Origin of the sequence: Modicisalibacter ilicicola DSM 19980 (assembly GCF_900128925.1) — a bacterium.
GTDB classification, from domain to species: Bacteria; Pseudomonadota; Gammaproteobacteria; order Pseudomonadales; family Halomonadaceae; genus Modicisalibacter; species Modicisalibacter ilicicola.
This window is the reverse complement of the sequence record NZ_FQUJ01000004.1, coordinates 333,920-352,386: the sequence shown is the minus strand read 5'-3', so window position 1 is coordinate 352,386 and position 18,467 is coordinate 333,920. Positions and strand designations below refer to the sequence as shown.

Annotated in this window: 17 protein-coding genes; 5 read left to right on the top strand and 12 right to left on the bottom strand. The window is 64.3% G+C overall.

Annotation, left to right across the window (positions count from 1 at the left end; translation table 11 throughout):
* The 6 genes from BUA41_RS06155 to BUA41_RS06130 form a co-directional block, all read right to left on the bottom strand.
* The coding region (locus BUA41_RS06155; RefSeq protein ID WP_139249063.1) for an electron transfer flavoprotein subunit beta/FixA family protein at positions 1-482 on the bottom strand (482 nt) is incomplete at its 3' end.
* A gap of 152 nt (positions 483-634) precedes the next feature.
* A complete protein-coding gene (locus tag BUA41_RS06150; protein ID WP_245791857.1) occupies positions 635-2,023 on the bottom strand; it encodes a hypothetical protein in 1,389 nt (462 codons plus the stop codon).
* A complete protein-coding gene (locus tag BUA41_RS06145) occupies positions 2,020-3,027 on the bottom strand; it encodes an NAD(P)H-dependent flavin oxidoreductase (RefSeq protein ID WP_072820795.1) in 1,008 nt (335 codons plus the stop codon). The genes BUA41_RS06150 and BUA41_RS06145 overlap by 4 nt, the downstream gene beginning before the upstream one ends.
* Positions 3,024-3,494, bottom strand: a complete 471-nt coding sequence (locus BUA41_RS06140) for a PaaI family thioesterase (protein ID WP_072820793.1) — start codon at positions 3,492-3,494, stop codon at positions 3,024-3,026. Before BUA41_RS06140 ends, BUA41_RS06145 begins: the two co-directional genes overlap by 4 nt.
* Positions 3,487-5,082: a class I adenylate-forming enzyme family protein gene (locus BUA41_RS06135; RefSeq protein ID WP_072820791.1), complete on the bottom strand. Its 1,596-nt coding sequence runs from the start codon at positions 5,080-5,082 to the stop codon at positions 3,487-3,489. The genes BUA41_RS06140 and BUA41_RS06135 overlap by 8 nt, the downstream gene beginning before the upstream one ends.
* Positions 5,082-6,233: an acyl-CoA dehydrogenase family protein gene (locus BUA41_RS06130; protein WP_072820789.1), complete on the bottom strand. Its 1,152-nt coding sequence runs from the start codon at positions 6,231-6,233 to the stop codon at positions 5,082-5,084. The genes BUA41_RS06135 and BUA41_RS06130 overlap by 1 nt, the downstream gene beginning before the upstream one ends.
* 236 nt (positions 6,234-6,469) lie before the next feature.
* Here BUA41_RS06130 and BUA41_RS06125 point away from each other — a divergent pair, with 236 nt between their 5' ends.
* From BUA41_RS06125 to BUA41_RS06115, 3 genes are all read left to right on the top strand, one after another.
* A complete protein-coding gene (locus BUA41_RS06125; protein ID WP_072820787.1) occupies positions 6,470-7,987 on the top strand; it encodes a 3-hydroxyacyl-CoA dehydrogenase in 1,518 nt (505 codons plus the stop codon).
* Between the two features lie 23 nt (positions 7,988-8,010).
* Positions 8,011-9,216: a 3-oxoadipyl-CoA thiolase gene (locus tag BUA41_RS06120; protein ID WP_072820785.1), complete on the top strand. Its 1,206-nt coding sequence runs from the start codon at positions 8,011-8,013 to the stop codon at positions 9,214-9,216.
* Between the two features lie 134 nt (positions 9,217-9,350).
* Complete coding sequence (locus BUA41_RS06115; protein WP_072820783.1) at positions 9,351-10,166, top strand: IclR family transcriptional regulator; 816 nt, start codon at positions 9,351-9,353, stop codon at positions 10,164-10,166.
* A 66-nt stretch (positions 10,167-10,232) separates the two neighbouring features.
* Here BUA41_RS06115 and lhgD read toward each other — a convergent pair whose 3' ends face one another.
* Together lhgD and glaH are read right to left on the bottom strand one after the other, a co-directional pair.
* Complete coding sequence (gene lhgD / locus BUA41_RS06110; RefSeq protein WP_072820781.1) at positions 10,233-11,429, bottom strand: L-2-hydroxyglutarate dehydrogenase; 1,197 nt, start codon at positions 11,427-11,429, stop codon at positions 10,233-10,235.
* 59 nt (positions 11,430-11,488) lie between these two features.
* Positions 11,489-12,469, bottom strand: a complete 981-nt coding sequence (gene glaH / locus BUA41_RS06105) for a glutarate dioxygenase GlaH (protein WP_072820779.1) — start codon at positions 12,467-12,469, stop codon at positions 11,489-11,491.
* Between the two features lie 145 nt (positions 12,470-12,614).
* On the opposite strand from glaH, the gene csiR reads away from it, so the two are divergent.
* The gene (gene csiR, locus BUA41_RS06100; protein WP_072820777.1) at positions 12,615-13,298 is read left to right on the top strand and encodes a DNA-binding transcriptional regulator CsiR; all 684 of its coding nucleotides are present in this window, start codon (positions 12,615-12,617) and stop codon (positions 13,296-13,298) included.
* A gap of 44 nt (positions 13,299-13,342) precedes the next feature.
* Positions 13,343-13,942 carry an exopolysaccharide biosynthesis protein gene (locus BUA41_RS06095; protein WP_072820775.1) on the top strand — a complete coding sequence of 200 codons (600 nt, stop codon included), beginning with the start codon at positions 13,343-13,345 and terminating at the stop codon, positions 13,940-13,942.
* On the opposite strand, the gene BUA41_RS06090 is transcribed toward BUA41_RS06095, so the two are convergent.
* The 4 genes from BUA41_RS06090 to BUA41_RS06075 all read right to left on the bottom strand — a co-directional run bounded on the left by BUA41_RS06090 (position 13,917) and on the right by BUA41_RS06075 (position 18,415).
* Positions 13,917-14,885, bottom strand: coding sequence for an alpha/beta hydrolase (locus BUA41_RS06090; protein ID WP_072820773.1), 969 nt, complete (start codon positions 14,883-14,885; stop codon positions 13,917-13,919). The genes BUA41_RS06095 and BUA41_RS06090 overlap by 26 nt on opposite strands.
* Positions 14,886-15,006: 121 nt before the next feature.
* Positions 15,007-16,473, bottom strand: coding sequence for an NAD-dependent succinate-semialdehyde dehydrogenase (locus tag BUA41_RS06085; RefSeq protein ID WP_072820771.1), 1,467 nt, complete (start codon positions 16,471-16,473; stop codon positions 15,007-15,009).
* 146 nt (positions 16,474-16,619) lie between these two features.
* Positions 16,620-17,006, bottom strand: coding sequence for a nuclear transport factor 2 family protein (locus tag BUA41_RS06080; RefSeq protein ID WP_072820769.1), 387 nt, complete (start codon positions 17,004-17,006; stop codon positions 16,620-16,622).
* 32 nt (positions 17,007-17,038) lie between these two features.
* Positions 17,039-18,415: an NAD(P)/FAD-dependent oxidoreductase gene (locus BUA41_RS06075; protein ID WP_072820767.1), complete on the bottom strand. Its 1,377-nt coding sequence runs from the start codon at positions 18,413-18,415 to the stop codon at positions 17,039-17,041.
* Between the last annotated feature and the right edge of the window lie 52 nt (positions 18,416-18,467).

Here is an 18,467-nt window from a genome sequence, read left to right as displayed (position 1 = left end):
CCGTCGATCTCGCGGGTGACGCTGAGCTTGTCATCCTGCACCTCGAGCTTCGAGGCGAAGGTGCCCTGAGGCAGGCCGGTCAGGGCGGCCAGCATCTGGCCGGTCTGGTTGTTGTCGGTGTCGATGGCCTGCTTGCCGAGGATGGTCAGTTGGGGTTGCTCCTCGTCGATGACCTGCTTGAGCAGCTTGGCCACCGCCAGGGACTCGACACGCTCCTCGGTCTCGACATGAATGGCCCGGTCGGCGCCCAGGGCCAGGGCGGTCCTGAGCTGTTCCTGGGCCGCCTTGGGGCCGATGGTGACGGCGACCACTTCGCTGGCCACGCCCTTCTCCTTCAGCCGCACCGCCTCTTCCACGGCGATCTCGCAGAACGGGTTCATGGCCATCTTGACGTTGGTGAGATCGACGTCGGAGTGATCCGCCTTGACGCGAATCTTGACGTTGTAATCAATGACGCGTTTGACCGCGACGAGGATTTTCATGGCCAACTCCTGTTTATTTCTCTATGCGGAACATCATTTCGCATAATTTTGTGAACGATAGGGTTCCTGGGCTCATGCCGTCAAGCCCATGACAACGCGTCTATACCAAAGGTGTAGGAAGTAAAACCGCCTGACAAAATACGAATCCGTCACTAGGTGCCGTTGGCCAGCAGGAACCAGGCCACCATCGCCGGAATCACACCCAGCATGAAAAGACCATTCCAGCGGTAACCGATGCGCCACGAAGACACCCCGGTGAAGCGGGACAGGATCAACATCGAGGCCGTGAGGGGAGACGACATCAGCGCCAGCGCCCAACCCACCATGAGTGACACGCCGATCAGCGGCGGCGTCAGGCCGGGGATCCCGAGCGCAGGCAGGAGTCCTGCCAGCAGGGTCACGCTGACGATCGGGTTAAGGCCGACCTGGGCCGTTATCAATACCATCAGCATTGCGAAGATGGCATTCCAGGCCCCCAATGGCACCAGCCAGGTCAACGAGTCCGCCAGCACTTGTGGATCGCTCAGTGCCACCCACAGGTGGCCCGCATAGCCTGCCGAGCCGAGCACCACCACCTCGCTGCCAAGCGGTCCCAGCAACCAGGGCAGCTGGCGATAGAAGGTCACGGCGGCGGGTATGACCCCCAGTGTGCCCAGGCGTCGGCGCTGCCAGGCCAACCATACCCAGGAAGCCAGGGGTGCCCCGACCAGCGTGGCGATCGGTAGGCGCACGTCCAGTAAATAGGCCAGCGTGAACACCAGCAGCACGATGCCCAGCAGCAGCAGACAGAACCCGCCGAGCGGGCGTAACGACGGTGTCGGCGATGGCGGGTGGCGACGTGGCGGATGGGGGCCAGTCAGCTGATCGACCAGCCAGCCGATCAAGAAGATCACCAAGGCCGCGCCGTAGGCGTAGGGCGCCAAATCGCGCCAGAGTACCGACGGCATGCTGGCGAGAATCACCGCCACGCCGATGCCCATCGGCGAGATCAGCGGGGCCAGGGCGAAGCCGCGCAAGAGTGCCATCAGCATGCGGCGACGACGCGCCTTCTGCACCCATTGTCGACCGTTGGCCGCCGCCAGGGTGTTGCTCTTCTCGATCATGCCGGCGAACAGATTGAGCACGCCGATATTGAGGATCACCCCGAACAACCCCGCACCCAGCGACAGGATCGGGTAGCGCCGCGCCGGCGACTGGTGCAGCATGGCCTGGCCGCAGCGACGTACCAGACGCGAGCGATAGGCGGGTAGCCGCAGCAGACTCAGTGCGGCGACGAAGGTGGCGAAGAAGGCGAAACGTTCCATCGCCTCGCCCAGCAGAGGCCAGGGAGCATCGAGGCGCCACAGGGCGATCGCGGTGGTGATGGCGGCGAAGGACAATAGCCCCAACGCCATGGACGACAAGCGGCCATGCTGCGAGAGCAGATAGCCGCCCAACAAGACGCTCGCCAGACCATGCGCCCAGGCACTGTCCAGCACCAGCCCGGCCAGGCTGGCGAGCATGACGCCAGCCAGCAGCAATGCGCCCATGCGTCGCGTCACACGCCACCGTCTCCAATGCCCAACCGGGCCAGTGCCGTATCGGCTTCCTGCTCGAGCTCGGCAATGATCTCGGCCAGCGAGGCGCTGCGGGTCATCAGGCCAACGCCCTGGCCGGCGGACAGCGCCCCTTGACGCCAATCACCACTGGCATAGGCGGCCTTGCCGAGGGTGCCGCGCACATACGGGAGCAATTGCTGGATATCGTTGACACCATCCCCTTCGAGCGCCTGCACCGTCGCGGTGGTATCGTTGCGCAGCACCCGCATCGAGTTGCGTACCGATGACAGGATCAGGGTGGTATCGCCAGGCTGTGCCTCGACCAGGCGCTGCTTGTAATCCGCATGGGCGGGAATCTCGTCGGCGACCAGAAAGCGGGTGCCGATCGCCACGCCCGCGGCCCCCAGCGCCAATGCCGCGACGATCTGCTCGCCGCAGGCGATGCCGCCACCCAAGGCAAAGGGAATCCTCAGGGCTCGGGCGGCCAGCGCGCCCTGCACCAGAGTGCCGACCGGTGACTCACCGGGATGACCACCGCACTCGGCACCCACCAGCGTCACGGCATCCACGCCGGCGGCCTCGGCCTTCAAGGCATGCCGCAGTTGCGGCACCTTGTGCACGACCCGGCAGCCACTGGCCTTGAGCGCAGCAACGTAGGCCGTGGGATCGCGTCCCGAGGTCTCGACCACCGCGATGCGTTCGTCGGCGATCAGCGCCATGATCTCCTCGGTACGATCGCCGGGCAGCAGCTTGGGCAACATCGAGACATTGACGCCGAAGGCGCGCGTGCCCAGCAATTCGCGGCAACGCTGGATCTCGTCGCGTAGCGCCGCGGTATCGGCAAAGCTCGCGGCGGTGATGAAACCCATCATGCCGCTGTTCACTGCCGCCGCCACGTAATCGGCATTGGCCAGCCACTGCAGCCCGGTGGCCATGATCGGCAGCCGCGTCTTGAGCAGCCGCGAGAGGGAGGTGTCGCGCCAGTCCGTCGGGTTGACCGCCGTCATGCCGGTTCGCCTTCCGGCGACTGACTGGCGCTACGCACACGAAAGGTGCCTTCGCCCATCGCCACGACATTGCCTGCCGCGTCGAGCACCTCGCCGCTGGCCATGAAGGTCGCCTTGCCGCCACCGCGGCGCTGGCCCACGGCACGTAGCACACCGCCGCGTGCCGCGGCCACGAAGGTGGTGGTCAGCGACAGGGTCATGCCCTTGCGTACGTTGCCGGGCACGCTGCAATACAGGCCGGAGAGGCTCAGCGCGGTATCCAGCAGCGAGGTCAGCACGCCACCGTGGACGATACCGCTGCGATTCAGATGCTGCTCACCGATGCTGAGTTCGACCACCGCCCGATCCTCCGACCATTCGCCGACATGCATGCCGAGCAAACGCTGGAACCCCATCTGCACGAGACCGTTGTCTTCCTCCTGGGAGCCACCCGGGGCGCCCTCCAGCGGCAAGCTGCGTTCAGTCATGCGGGTAGCCCTCCTGAGCCTGGCGGCGCAGTGCGCCTTTCAGGATCTTGCCGGTAGCGGTGGCCGGCAGCGTATCCACCAGGAAGATCTGGCTGGGGCGCTTGTAGGGCGCCAGACGCTCGGCCACGAACCGGCGCAGTTCGTCTTCGGTCACGCTGGCGCCGGGTTCGCACTGAACGAAGGCGATCACCTCCTCGTTGCCCGATACCTGGCGCCCGACCACCGCCGAGAGCGTGACGTCGGGATGCTCGTTGAATACCGCCTCGACATCCGGCGGATAGATGTTGAACCCCGAACGGATGATCAGCTCCTTGCTGCGCCCGACGATGAACAGTTCGCCGCTGTCGTCGACGCGCGCGATGTCGCCGGTATTCAGCCAGCCGTCCTCATCGAGACAAGCGCGAGTGGCCTCGGGTTGGCGGAAATAACCGCGCATCACATTGGGGCCGCGCACCCACAGCTCGCCGGTCTCCGGTGCCTCATCATCGGTGCTGCCCAGCGGCTCGAGACGATATTCGAGCAGCGGCAGCACGCGGCCGACGGTGGTACTGGCATAGCTATCATCGATGCGTGTCTGGCTGATCGTTGGGCTCGCCTCGGTGAGGCCGTAGCCATTGTGCAGAGTCAGCCCGAAGCAGGCCTCGACACGGCGCTTGAGATCGCTATCCAGCGGCGAGCCACCCGCCGACATGTAGATCAGCGCAGGCGCTTTCAGTGTCTGGCCTTGCTGCTTGAGGTATTCGAGCATGCGCGCATACATCGCCGGCACGCCCTGCAGCACGGTGATGCGCTCGGTCACCAGCGCCTCGGCCAAGGCCGGCGCCTCGAAGCGCGGCACCGGATAGAGACTGGCGCCATTGTATAGCGAGCCCATGCACACCGAGGCCAGGCCGAACACATGCGACATCGGCAGCACGCCATAGACCCGCTGGCCTTGGGTCAGATGACGCATGCCGCCGGAGATGGAGGCGATGTACAGGATGCCCCGGTGGGTCAGCATCACGCCCTTGGGCGTGCCGGTGGTACCCGAGGTATAGATCATCGCTGCCACCTGTTCGGCGCCGCTGGCATGAACGGGCTCCGGCGAGGTGTCCGACAGCGGTCCGATCATCAGTTCACCGAGGCGCGGATGACGGAAGGTCTCGGCATCATGGCGTTCGCCATGCATGCGGGCTTCCTTGGAGACCGCCGATGTATAGAAGACCCGCCGCGGCTCGCAGTTGGCATGGATCAGATCGATCTCCTTGGCCGACAGACGCGAATTGACGATCGCCAGCCAAGCATCCAGTTCACTGGCCGCCAGCAGCAGCACGACCAGCGCACGGCAGTTCTCGCTCACCGTCATCAAGCGATCGCCGGGACGCACATCCAACGAGACCAACCATTCGACGGCCGCGCGCACCTCGTCCGCCAGGTCGGCGTAACGCCAACGCACCTCGTCATCGACGAGGGCTTCCTGGTCCGGCTGCCGCTTGGCCAGCTCAAGGACCCGCGTGCTCAGGCGGTCGGGCAGTTCGGCCACCAGCTCGCTGGCCCAGCGGCCGTTGATGAGTTCGTCCGGGGCGTGTATGGAATGTGACAGTCGCATCACTGCGCCTCCCGAACCATGTTGCGTGCGATCACCAACTGCTGGATCTGGGTGGTGCCTTCATAGATGCGGAACAGCCGCACGTCGCGATAGAAGCGTTCGACCGCGTATTCGGCCATGTAGCCGGCACCGCCATGGATCTGCACCGCGCGATCGGCGACGCGCCCGACCATCTCCGCGCAGAACAGCTTGGCGCAGGAGGCCAGCGTCGAGACATCCTCCTCGGCATCCTTGCGCCGCGCGGCGTCCATGACCATGGTGCGCCCGGCATAGGCTTCGGTCTTGCTGTCAGCGAGCATCGCCTGGACCAGCTGATGCTCGGCCAGCGCGCAGCCGAACTGCTGACGTTCCATGGCGAAGCGCAGCGACTCCTCGACCAAGCGCTCGGCCACACCGACGCAGACCGCCGAGATATGCAGACGGCCGCGATCGAGCACCTTCATGGCGGTCTTGAAGCCCTTGCCCTCGCGCCCACCGATGATGTTCTCGGCCGGCACCCGGCAGTTGTCGAAGATGATGTCGCAGGTATGGGCGCCCTTCTGGCCCATCTTCTTATCCGCTGGGCCACGGTGAATGCCTGGGGTATCGCCCTCGACGATGAAGGCGCTGATGCCACCGGCCCCCTTGTTCTGGGGGTCGGTGCGCGCCATCACCGTGAACAGGTCGGCCTCGGGGCCATTGGTGATGTAGCGCTTGGTGCCGTTGAGCACGTAATGATCGCCATCGCGAATCGCCGTGGTGCGCAGGCTGGCGGCATCGGAACCGGAATCCGGCTCGGTGAGGCAGAACGAGCTGATGATCTCGCCGGTCGCCAGGCGCGGCACATACTTGGCCTTCTGTTCATCGCTGCCGTCGATCAGGATGCCCTGGGCGCCGATGCCATTGTTGGTGCCGAAGACCGAGCGAAAGGCCGGCGAAGTCTTGCCGATCTCCATGGCGACCAAGGCTTCCTCTTCCATGGTCAGGCCGAGGCCGCCGTACTCCTCGGGAATCGACAGGCCAAACAGGCCCATGTCCTTCATCTCCGCAAGAATCTCGGGGGGTACCGCATCCTCTTCGGCGAGGCGGGCCTCGTTGGGAATCAGACGCTCGCGCACGAAGCGTGAAAGCGTATCGAGCAACTGATCGAGAAGTTCCTGATCGCGAATCATGGCGGTTTCCTCGCTGCCGTCTTGTACGGGGTATTTTGGAAGGAATTGTCGAGCCGTGAGGTGAGCAATGACTTAGACTTTAGTTTTGCATTGCGAAACCATCATGCTGCTAAGGCTTCGCTCATCTTGCGATGCACTGTTGCACAGCCTATGATGACCGTCAATATTCGAAACTGCGTTTTGCTATACGAAATAAACAAACCTTCTCAAGATCCAGTCGGGAGGCGTCAACGCTCATGAGTCAGACCATCACCACCATCGGCATCGTCGGCACCGGCGCCATGGGGCGCGGAATTGCCCAGATCGCCGCCGAGGCGGGCCTGCGCGTCAAGCTGCACGATGCCCGCGACGGCGCCGTCGACGATGCCAAGGCATTCATCGCCAAACTGTGGGCGCGCGGGGTCGAGAAGCAACGCTTCAGCCAGGCTCGGGCCGACGAAATGAGCGCCTTGCTAATGGAAGCCACGCCCCTGGAGGATCTCGCCGACTGCGAGCTGGTGATCGAGGCCATCGTCGAGCGCGTGGACGCCAAGCAGCAGCTGTTTCAGCAGCTCGAAGCAGTGCTGGGTGAGCAGGCGATTCTCGCCACCAATACCTCCTCGTTGTCGGTCACCGAGATTGCGGCGGCCTGCGAGCGCCCCGAGCGGGTGATCGGCTTCCACTTCTTCAATCCCGTGCCGTTGATGAAGATCGTCGAGGTCATCCCGGGGCTGAAGACCGCTGCCGAGGTGATCGAGGCCACCGAAGCACTGGGCCAGCGCTTCGGTCATTTCACCGCGCGGGCCACCGACACGCCGGGCTTCCTGGTCAATCATGCCGGGCGCGCCTTCGGCACCGAGGCGCTGCGCATCCTTTCCGAGGGGGTCGCCGATCACGTCACCATCGATCGCCTGCTGAAGGATCAGGGTGGCTTTCGCATGGGCCCCTTCACCCTGCTCGATCTCACCGGGCTGGATGTCTCCCATGCGGTGATGGAGTCGATCTATCACCAGTACTATCAGGAACCGCGCTTTCGCCCTTCAGCACTCACCGGGCAGCGGCTCGCCGCCGGTCTACTGGGCCGCAAGAGCGGGGAAGGCTTCTATCGCTACGCCGAGGGTCAGGCCGTGGTGCCCGATGAACCGGCCGCCCCGCGCGTCGATCCACTACCGGTGTGGGTCAGCCCCGAGGATGCGGACGCGCAGCGTGCATTGGCCAAGGTGGTCGAAGCCGCCGGCTGGACCCTGGAGACGGGCGATACCCCCAGCGATAGCGCGCTGTGCCTGCTTAGCCCCTACGGCGAGGACACCACCGACAGCGCGCTGCGCCAGCATCTCGACCCGGCCCGCTGTGTCGCCGTCGACATGCTCGCCGGCCTCGATCGGCGTCGCTGCCTGATGACCAGCCCGGCGACCCGCGCCGACATACGCGATGCCGCGCATGCCCTGCTCGCCCAGGATGGCACCCCGGTCAGCGTGATCCACGACAGTGCAGGCTTCGTGCTGCAGCGCGTGGCGGCCTGTATCGTCAATGTCGGCGCCGACATCGCCCAGCAGCGCGTCGCCGAGCCCGCGACCATCGACCGGGCCGTCGAACTGGGCCTGGGCTATCCCCATGGGCCACTGGCCATGGGCGAACATTATGGCGCGCATCGTATCCTCACCATCCTGGAAAACCTGCAGGCCGCCAGCGGCGACCCGCGTTATCGGCCAAGCCCCTGGCTGCGCCGCCGTGCACGCCTGGGCATGCCCTTGACCCGCGTCAGCGCCCAATAGCCAATCGACAACGGAGATCCATCATGCACGACGCCTATCTTTACGACGGTATTCGCACCCCCTTCGGCCGCCATGGTGGCGCCCTGGCCGGGGTGCGCCCAGACGACCTGCTGGGGCTGACCCTAAAGCACCTCATCGAGCGCTCATCCTTTGCCAACGATACCTATGAGGAGGTGCTGGCCGGCTGTACCAACCAGGCCGGCGAGGATTCCCGCAACGTGGCGCGCCACGCCGCCCTGCTCGCCGGTCTGCCGATCGAGGTCGCCGGCCAGACCGTCAACCGGCTGTGTGGCAGTGGCCTGGCCGCGATCCTCGATGCCGCCCGCGCGACGCGCAACGGCGAGGGTGAGCTGTTCCTGGCCGGGGGTGTGGAGAGCATGAGTCGTGCGCCTTATGTGCTAGGCAAGGCCGACTCCGCTTACGCGCGCAATCAACCCCTCTACGACACGGTGATCGGCTCGCGCTTTCCGAACCCGTGGCTGGCCAAGGAGTACGGCAGCCACAGCATGCCGGAAACCGCCGACAACGTCGCACACGATCTCGAGATCGACCGCACCGCCGCCGATGCCTACGCGGCACGCTCCCAGGCCCGCTATGCGGAAGCGCTGGCAAGCGGCTTCTACACTGGCGAGCTGTTACCCGTCGAGGTGCCGCAGGGCCGCAAGCAGCCACCCCTGCTGGTGGATCAGGACGAGCACCCTCGCCCGGGCAGCGATGCCGACAAGCTCGGCCGCTTGCCGGCACTGTTCGAGAATGGCGTGGTGTCCGCGGGCAATGCCTCGGGCCTCAACGACGGCGCCGCGGCGATGATCGTCGGTAGCCTTGCGGCCGGCGAGAAGGCGGGCATGACGCCACGCGGACGCATCGTCTCCGGTGCCGTGGCCGGGGTCGCGCCACGGGTGATGGGCCTTGGGCCGGTGCCCTCCAGTCAGAAGGCACTGGCCCGCGCCGGCCTGACAATGGAGCAGATGGATCTGATCGAGATCAACGAGGCCTTTGCCGTACAGGTACTGGGCTGTGTCAAGCAGCTGGGACTGTCCGCCGACGACAGTCGTCTGAATCCCAACGGCGGTGCCATCGCCATCGGCCACCCCTTGGGTGCCTCGGGAGCGCGTCTGGCGCTGACCGCGTTGCGCCAGCTGGAGGCGACCGGTGGCCGCTATGCGCTGGTGACCATGTGCATCGGCGTCGGCCAGGGCATCGCCGCGGTGATCGAGCGCTTCGAGTAACGCACGACGCTCACTTTATCTCCTCACGCCCGCCTCACCGCGGGCGTTTTTTCGCTCGGGGAGCGGTTGACACTTTTGAATATCAGTTATGCCATACTCGCTTTCATTCCTTGCCACGTCGACAAAGGAAGCTCATGAACAAGCCGTTACATATTGATGACGAACAGGACAGCGCCGCCAAGGACCGCAACTTCGTCACGGCACTCTCTCGCGGCCTCGAGCTGCTGCGTGCCTTCGGGGCCGGCGAGGAATATCTGGGCAATGCCGAACTCTCCAGCCGCACCGGGATTCCTCGCCCCACCGTGTCGCGTCTGACCTACACGCTCAAACAGCTGGGCTACCTGCAGCACAACGAGCGCCTGGAGAAATATCGCCTGGGCGCGGGCATTCTCGCACTGGGCTACCGCTACCTGGCGAGCATGGGGATCCGCGACATCGCCCGCCCTCACATGCAGCGCCTGGCCGATGCCACCGACTGCGCGATCGCCTTGGGCACGGCGGATCGCCTGTCGATGACCTATGTCGAGGTATGCCAGGGCAGCGGCCCGCTGGTGATGCGCCTGGAAACCGGCTCACGCATCCCCCTGGCGACTACCGCCATCGGCCGTGCCTGGCTGTGCGGCATCTCCGCCGAGCGCCGCAATCAGTTAATGGACAGTATGCGCCAGGGCGACCCCGACAACTGGCCAGCCATCGAGCAGTCGATTCACAAGTCGCTCGACGACTACGCCACCTACGGCTTCTGTCTTTCGGAAGGAGACTGGGAACGCGAGATCAGCGCGGTGGCCATGCCGCTGATACTCGAGGAGGGCGCCGAGGTGATGGCCATCAACTGCGGCGGCTCCTCCCTGCGCCTGAGCCACCGGGTGTTGGTGGAAAATCTTGGCCCCCGTCTCAAGGATGTAGTCGAGCAGATCAAGAACTCGCTGGAGCCGCCACGCATCGTCTGACACAGCCCCTGGCTATACGCGCAAACACAATGCACCGAAGGTTTCGCCGGGGACGACTCTCGCGTTTTACTCTCCGACCTGCGCCCTGACCTTGTCGACGATGTGCGCGCCGATGGGAATCGCCGAGGTGGCCGCCGGCGATGGTGCGTTGCAGACGTTGACGGTGCGCTGGGTATTGACGAACAGGAAGTCGTCGATGAGCTTGCCGTCGCGAGAGACCGCCTGGGCGCGCACGCCTGCCGGGTAGGGCTGCAGATCGTCTTCGGTCAGGCTCGGGCAGTACTTCTGCACCTCCCGAAGATAGCCCTTCTTGTAGAGCGAGTTCTTCATCTCGATCAGTCCCGGGCGCAGGTTGGCCTTCAATACCCTGAGGATACCCGGATCGGTCAGCATCGCCGCGCTGTCGGCCAGCGAGATGTCGCGCTTCCTGTAGCCTTCGCGCTTGAACGCCAGCACCGCATTGGGGCCGACGGTGACGCTGCCATCGATCATGCGCGTCAGGTGCACCCCGAGAAACGGCATCGCCGGGTCGGGAATGGGATAGATCAAGTGATTGACGATACGGTTGTGCTCCGGCGGCAGTCGGTAGTACTCGCCTCGAAACGGGCAGATGGTGAAGCCCGGGTCACGCCCCAGCATGCGCACCACGCGATCCGCCATCAGTCCGGAGCAGGAGACCAGATGGCGAGTGGTGAACTCGCCCTGGTTCGTGGACACGACCACTTCCCGGGCACGCTCCTCGAGCCCGGTGACCACCGTGGCATAGCGGATCTCGCCACCGGCGGCCTCGAACTCGCGCCCCATGGCGGCGGCGACCTCGGCGTAGCTGACGATGCCGCTGGAGGGGAAGAAGATACCGCCGACCCCGCTGATGTTGGGCTCACGCTCGCGCAGTTCGTCCCCCCCTAGCCAATAGCGCTCCAGGCCGTTGGCTTCGGTGCGCTCCCACAGGGCCTGCATGCGCTGCATCTCGATGTCGTTGGTCGCCACCAACAGCTTGCCGCACTCTTCGTAGGCGATGCCCTGGGCCTCGCAGAACGCCTTGGTGGCGCGGTTGCCCTCGAAGCAGAAGCGCGCTTTGAGGCTGCCCGGCGTGTAGTAGACACCGGCATGGATCACACCGCTGTTATGGCCGGTCTGGTGCTGTGCGGGACCGTTTTCTTTTTCGAGCAGCAGCATCCGCCGCCCGGGGTAAGCCTGAATCAACTGCATGGCGGTGGACATGCCGAGGATGCCACCGCCGATGATGATGAAGTCGTACACCGTGATGCCTCGCGTCGTTGGGGGCGAGCCGTGGTCGCCACAGCCCGTTCGTTCGTCGATTATACCTGGCGTGGATTGCGCAGCGTCTTGGCATGGGTGAAATATCCACGCTGACGCATCAGCTCGCGGCGCAGCACCGGGTGCGGCGTGAAGCGATCCCGGCCGTGCAGCCAGAAATGGTTGTTGATCAGCACGAAGCTGCCGATGGGCACGGCCACCGATAGCTTGTTCGCGCTGCCTTCGAGCGAGTCGGACAGGTCCGCCAGCCAGTTGCCCTCCTCGAAGTTCTTCGGCTGCACGAACTGGTCGATGTAGGACATGATCGGCCGGCCCTCGCGGTCCACGTCGAAGACCGCATGATGGACATCCTCGGCCACCTTCTTGCTGGGCGGCGCCGTCCAGCGCATCTCGCGGCGCGCCAGGGGATGGCGGTAGAACGTCTCGAGCCCTTCCCAGTCATCCAGATGCAGCAGCAAGGAATCGCCACCCTGCATGTGCTGCTCGTCGAGCTTCATCATCAGCACGTAGTCGGTGTCCTGCTCGACGAAGGTACCGTCGTTGTGCAGTTCCATGACGCGATGCGGCTGGCGCAGGTAGCTGTCGGAGTCATCGACATTCTGCACCACGAAGCGGGCGTAGTACTGGCCGCTCATGGCGTCGAAGTTGGAGCGTCCCATCAGATGTGCCACGGCGGTGGCGAACTTGACCATGTCGTCGGCCTGCTCGACCCGGTCCAGGCCCTCCGGCGTCACCAGGAAGCCCCCCGTATGACGGTCCACCAGGGTATTGATCAGCACCGGCTGCAGGGTGTTGTCGCACAGGTCGTCGAGAATGCGGGCCACGCGAAAACGCAGGAACGACTTGTATTCCAGGGCCTGGACCGGCCATTCGGCCACTGCCGCGAGAAAGGCCTCGACGGTTTCCCGGGGGAAGGTCAGCTGCAGCAGTCGCTCCGACTGGGGTGACGTCGACAGATGAAAGCCCTGGATGGCATCGGGCAGAGGCATGGTGATCGAGGGCAGGCGGGTCAGGGCGGTCATGGCGCTCTCCTAGCAGGAACAGGGATACGCCTTCAAAATATCTACATTTTTATAAAACATCAATTTTATTGTTTGAAAAATACATTTCTATGCCCGGGTGGACATTCGCTATGATGACGATTCCTTTACTGCGGATAGCGAAACCATGGAGCACCCCGCGCGACATAACCTCGGCGTCAGCGCCTATGCCCGGCTCAAGCGTGACATCATTCGCGGCGTCTACCCAGCCGGAGAAAAGCTCTTGATGAGTCGCTTGAAAGAGCGCTACGACCTGGGCACCGGCCCTCTGCGCGAAGCGCTGTCGCAATTGGTGGCGGAACATCTGGTGGTGGCCGTTAGTCAACGGGGCTATCGGGTCGCTCCCATGTCGGTGTCGGAACTCGAGGACATCTACGATGCGCGGGCGCACCTGGAAGGCTTGATCGTCGAGCTGGCCATCGCCCGGGGCGATGTCGCCTGGGAGGCGGATATACTGGCCAAGGCGCATACGCTGGCCAAGGTAATGGACGTCAGCGGACCCGAGGAGATGCTCGATGTCTGGGACCGACGCCATCAGGCCTTCCACGGTGCCATCGCCGCCGGTTGCGGCTCGCGTCATCTGCTGCAGGTCCGCGAGAGTCTGCTCGACCAGGTCGAGCGCTACCGCCATCTATGGCTGTGCGAGACGGTCTTTTCCAGCGAGGCGCTGGAGCACAAGCGCCAGGAGCATGCGGCTCTGGTCGAGGCCCTGCTGGCCCGGGATGCCCCGCGGGCAAGCCTGATGATCCGCGAGCACCTGATGACGCCGGTTTCGATCATTCGCGAGGTCATGCTTCGACGCGATAAATAGCCACACGACTTGCCTTCGACGAGGCCAGAGGGATCGAAACAGTCATGGACGATGATGATCAGGGAATCACCCGCCTCGAACAGCTGATCGACCATCTCTGTCGGGCCACCCAGAACCGTGAGCGCGTCGATGTCAGCACGATCGTCGCCGTGGTGGGCAGTCGCTCGTTCGGTTCGCTGCTGCTGGTGGCCGGACTCATCACGCTGGCACCGCTGATCGGCGACATCCCCGGCATGCCGACGCTGATGGGTTTATTCGTGCTGCTGGTCTCGATGCAGCTGCTGTTGCACCGCAAGGAACTCTGGCTGCCCCGCTGGCTGCTCGAGCGTTCGGTGCCACGCGACAAGTTCGCCAGGGCACTGACGTTCCTGCGCAAGCCGGCGCATTACGTCGACAAGCTTTTGAAACCCCGCCTGAGTCGATTGACCCGCGGCTCGGCGCTCTACGCGATCGCCATCATCTGTAGCGCCATCGCCCTGGCCATGCCGCTGATGGAGGTGGTGCCCTTCTCCGCCAACTTCGCCGGCGCCGCCCTGACGGTATTTGGCCTGGCGCTGATCGCCCGGGATGGCCTGCTGACCCTGATCGCCTTTGCGTTGACGGCCTTGAGCGTCGGGTTCATCGGCTATCAGGTGATGACATGAACCGCCCGTCGTTCAAGAACTCGGCCATCACCCGATACGCCTCGTTGCACTCTTGCGCCACTAGGTCCTCCATGTTGAGAAAGGCGTGCAGCATGTCCGGGAAGTGATGATGCCGGTGCGTCACACCGCTCTCTTCCAGGCGCTTCACGTAGGCCAGCCCCTCGTCGCGCAGCGGGCAGAAGCCGGCGGTGACGACCAGGGTCTCCGGCATGGCCGCGGTCAGCGGCATGGACAGCGGCGAGGCCCTGTGGCGGTCGCCACCCAGCCGAAAGTAGTTGTCGAAATACCAGCGGATGCGCGCCTCTTCCAGGAAGTAGCCCTGGCCCAGGGCCTGCACGGAGGGGTAGGAGAGGGTGTAATCGAGACTCGGGTAGATGAGTATCTGGCGATGCAGGGGAATATGCCCGTCACCCTGCAACCGGGCACTGGCCGTCGCGGCCAGGGCGCCACCCGCGGAATCGCCGGCCACGCTCAGCGACTCGACGACCCGGCGTTGCTTGGCTTCCAGCGCCGGCCAGAGATGCTCGAGGACCGCCAGGGTGTCTTCCACCGCGGCGGGGTACGGACATTCCGGCGCCAGGCGATATTCTACCGACACCACCAGATGGCCGCTCGCCTCGGCCAGCTTGCGACAGATCGCATCGTAGACCGTCACGCCTCCGGACATGTGGCCGCCGCCGTGCAGATAGACGCACACCGGCTTGGGTGTTTCCGGCGCCGGATCGTAGAGGCGCACCGGCACCGGATAGTCGCCGGTGTCGACCACCACGTCCCCGACCCAGGGCAGCTCAGGGCGTTGCGTGACCAGCGTCATGGTCACGTAGGCCAGTGCCTCCCGCGCGCTGACCGGCGAAAAAGAAGCTCCCTCCTTGCGCTGCTGAGCCAGCAGCGTGTTGACCTGATCCAGCCAGGGTTGCAGCTTGGGGCTGAGGTGAGTGCTCATAAGCGATCCTCGAAGATCCGAAACGCGTTTTTCGAAAGCCTAGTACACCCCCTGCCAGCCTCCTATGAAGAAAGCCGACGATTTTTCGCCGGCTTCATCATCGATGCGTGGCCGCTATCGATCAGCTATCGATGCCCCCCATGCAGATGTACTTCATCTCCAGGTAATCCTCGACGCCGTACTTGGAGCCCTCGCGGCCCAGGCCGGACTCCTTGATGCCACCGAAGGGAATCACCTCGCTGGTGATGGCCACCTCGTTGACGCCGACCATGCCGTACTCGATGCCTTCCGAGACGCGCCAGGCACGCCCGACATCCCGGGTATAGATGTAGGATGCCAGACCCACCTCGGTGTCGTTGGCCATGGCGATGGCCTCGGCCTCGTCGCTGAAGCGGAACAGCGGCGCCACCGGCCCGAAGATCTCTTCATGAAAGATGCGCATGTCCTTGTTGACATCGGTCAGCACCGTGGGCTGGTAGAAGCAGGCGCCCTTGTCCGCCGGCGCACCGCCGGTGGTCGCCTTGGCGCCCTTGGAACGGGCATCCTCGACCAGTTCGTGCACGTCCTTCACGGCGCCTTCGTTGACCAGCGGCCCCATGGTCACGCCTTCCTCCAGGCCGTTGCCAAGCTTGAACTCGTTGACCTTGGCGGTGAACTTCTCGACGAAGGCGTCATAGATGCCGTCCTGGACCAGAATGCGGTTGGCGCAGATGCAGGTCTGCCCGGCGTTGCGGTACTTGGAGGCCAGGGCGCCGGCCACGGCCTTGTCCAGGTCCGCATCGTCGAAGACGATGACCGGGGCGTTGCCGCCGAGTTCCATGGAAACCTTCTTGACGGTGTCGGCGCACTGCTTGAGCAGCTGCTTGCCCACCGCCGTCGAGCCGGTGAAGGTGACCTTGCGCACGATGGGGTTGCTGGTGAGTTCGTTGCCGATGGCGCTGGCGCTCTTGCCCGCCACCAGATTGAGCACGCCCCTGGGCATGCCGGCACGCTCGGCCAGTTCGACCATGGCCATGGCGGAAAGCGGGGTTTCCTTGGCCGGCTTCATGACGAAGGTACAGCCCACCGCCAGCGCCGGTCCGGCCTTGCGGGCCAGCATGGCGTTGGGAAAATTCCAGGGCGCGATGGCCCCCACCACGCCCACTGGCTGCTTGATGGTGAGCAGGCGCCGATCGTTGGCCACGGTAGGGATCACGTCGCCATAGATGCGCTTGGCTTCCTCGGCGAACCACTCGATGAAGGAGGCGCCGTAGGCCACCTCGCCTCGGGATTCCGCCAGCACCTTGCCCTGCTCGCTGGTCATGAGCACCGCCAGGTCTTCCTGGTTTTCCATCATCAGATCGAACCAGCGCCGCAGGATCGCCGCACGCTCCTTGGCGGTCTTGGCCTGCCAGGCTGGCATGGCGCGCTGGGCCGCCTCGATGGCACGACGGGTCTCCTCGGCACCCACGCTGGCCACCTGGGTGATCGTCTCGCCGGTGGCAGGGTTGACGACATCGAAGGTCTCCCCGGCGTCACCGTCGACCCACTGGCCGTCGATGTAGGCCTTCGTCTTCAACAAGCTGGGGTCTTTCAACTGTAGCGTCATGATGGCTCCTTGGATGTTCGGCGGAAGTACGGTATGTCGGCCTCTCCCTGCGCACGTGCATGTCGAGGATCATGGCCATCATATTGCCCCAAGTCCTCGCATGCGAGAGCCATCGGTTCATATTTAAAACATTAGAGTGTTATTTTTTACACTTGCGGGGTCGGATCGAACGGCGGGCGCTGCTTGCGAAACGCCTGCTTGCCCACGATCTTGCCATCGCGAAGCGTGAAAATGTCCACCCCGTCCGCATGAACACGTTTGCCATCGGGCAGAGTCGCCACGAAGGTCGACTCCGAGACCACCTTGTCGTCCACGAAGAAATGCTTGCCATTTCGCCACTGAACATCCGGCATCGTTCCCCAGGTGTTCTCGAACTGCTCGCCGACCGCCAGCTTCCCGGTGATACGGGTACCGTAGGTCTCCGCTCCGGCAACGGTTTCGAACACGATGTCGTCGTGGAAGTGGGACATCACCGCGTCGATATCGTGGCGATTGAAGGCAGCGAACAGCGCCTGCATGTCTTGGTCGGTCATTTTCTATCTCCGTTCGTGTCATGAGCGCCTCATCAGCGCACGGCATCCAGTACCTGGAAGTACTTGTAGAGCGCTCGCTGACCCAGCCGGCGAATGGGACGCAGCGGATGGCCGGGCAGCGGCGAGCTGAATATCGGAAGGTCGGACTCGGCGATCGGCTCGCCGGCAATCAGGGCGGCCAGCTTTTTCGAGGCATAGGCCGAGAAGGAGACGCCGTTGCCGCTGTAGCCCTGGGCATAGAACACCTGCTGCTTCGAGTCGGGTTGCACGATGCGCGGCATCATGTCGTGGGAGATATCCATCCAGCCGTGGGAGAACCAGGGCGTCTCGATCCCCTCGAGCGCGGGAAACTTGCGTGCGATGGCCTCCCGCACCGTCCGCAGGTGCTTGGGATTCTGGGCATCCGCCCCGCTGATGGCGCTGCGGGTACCGATCTGCAGGCGTTTTTCCGGCAGGAAGCGGTAGTAGTGACGCAACTTGCGGGTATCGGTAATGATCATGGTCGAGCGAAAACCGCAGGCGGCTATCTCGTCATCGCTCAGCGTGCGCGTCCATACCGAGTTGGCCATGATGGGCATGTTGCGATAGGCGGTGAGCTTGTGCAGGTTCGGGCTGGTATAGCCGGCAGTCGCGATGCCAACGACCCGGGCGCGCACGGTGCCCCCCGGGGTGCGTAGATGATGCACGCCGCCCTCGGTCGTCCAGGCCTGGACCGGGCTTCCCGTGTGAATCCTGGCCCCGAGCCGGCGAGCCGCCCGTGCATAGCCGTAAGCCAGTTTCAATGGTTGAACGGCGATTCCCACCGGCTCGAGCAGGGCACCGTGGCACTCCTGGTCACCGATGTATTCGCTGAGCACCGTCTCGCGATCCAGGATTCGGGTCTTGTAACCCAAGGCCTCGTTGCACAGGCGCGACTCGCCTTGCAGCCCTTTCAACGCATGCTCGCTGTGGGCGATGAGCAGATTGCCGTGGTTCTGGGGCTCGCAGTCGATCTCCGGGTCCTCGGCCATGCTCTTGAAGACCTCGAAGCCCTCGAGGCTGTTGGCGTGCAGTCGACGAGCGGTGTCGACGCCCCATTTCTTCACCCACTGGCTGCGACTCAGCCGCCCCCAGGCCAGGTGCCCCTGCCCTCCGTTGCGACTGGTGCAGCCCCAGCCGATCTGATTGGCTTCCAGGACGACCGCCTTGATGCCGTATTCCCGGGCGAGAAACAGCGCGGTGGCAAGGCCGGTGAAACCGGCGCCGATCAGCACGACATCTGCCTGCGTATCGGTGTTTATCGGGCCATCGTCCTCGGGCGGCTCACCCGCGTGGTAGCGCCAGTAGGTCGGTGCGTAATCCATCCCCGTTCCAGGAGAGGCGTCACGCAGCGGATCGTAATGCGGGTAATAAGGTTGGGGGGTTGGCATCGGTTTTATCCACCTTGCTCAAGACTGCAGATGATGCCCCCGAGGGGGCGTG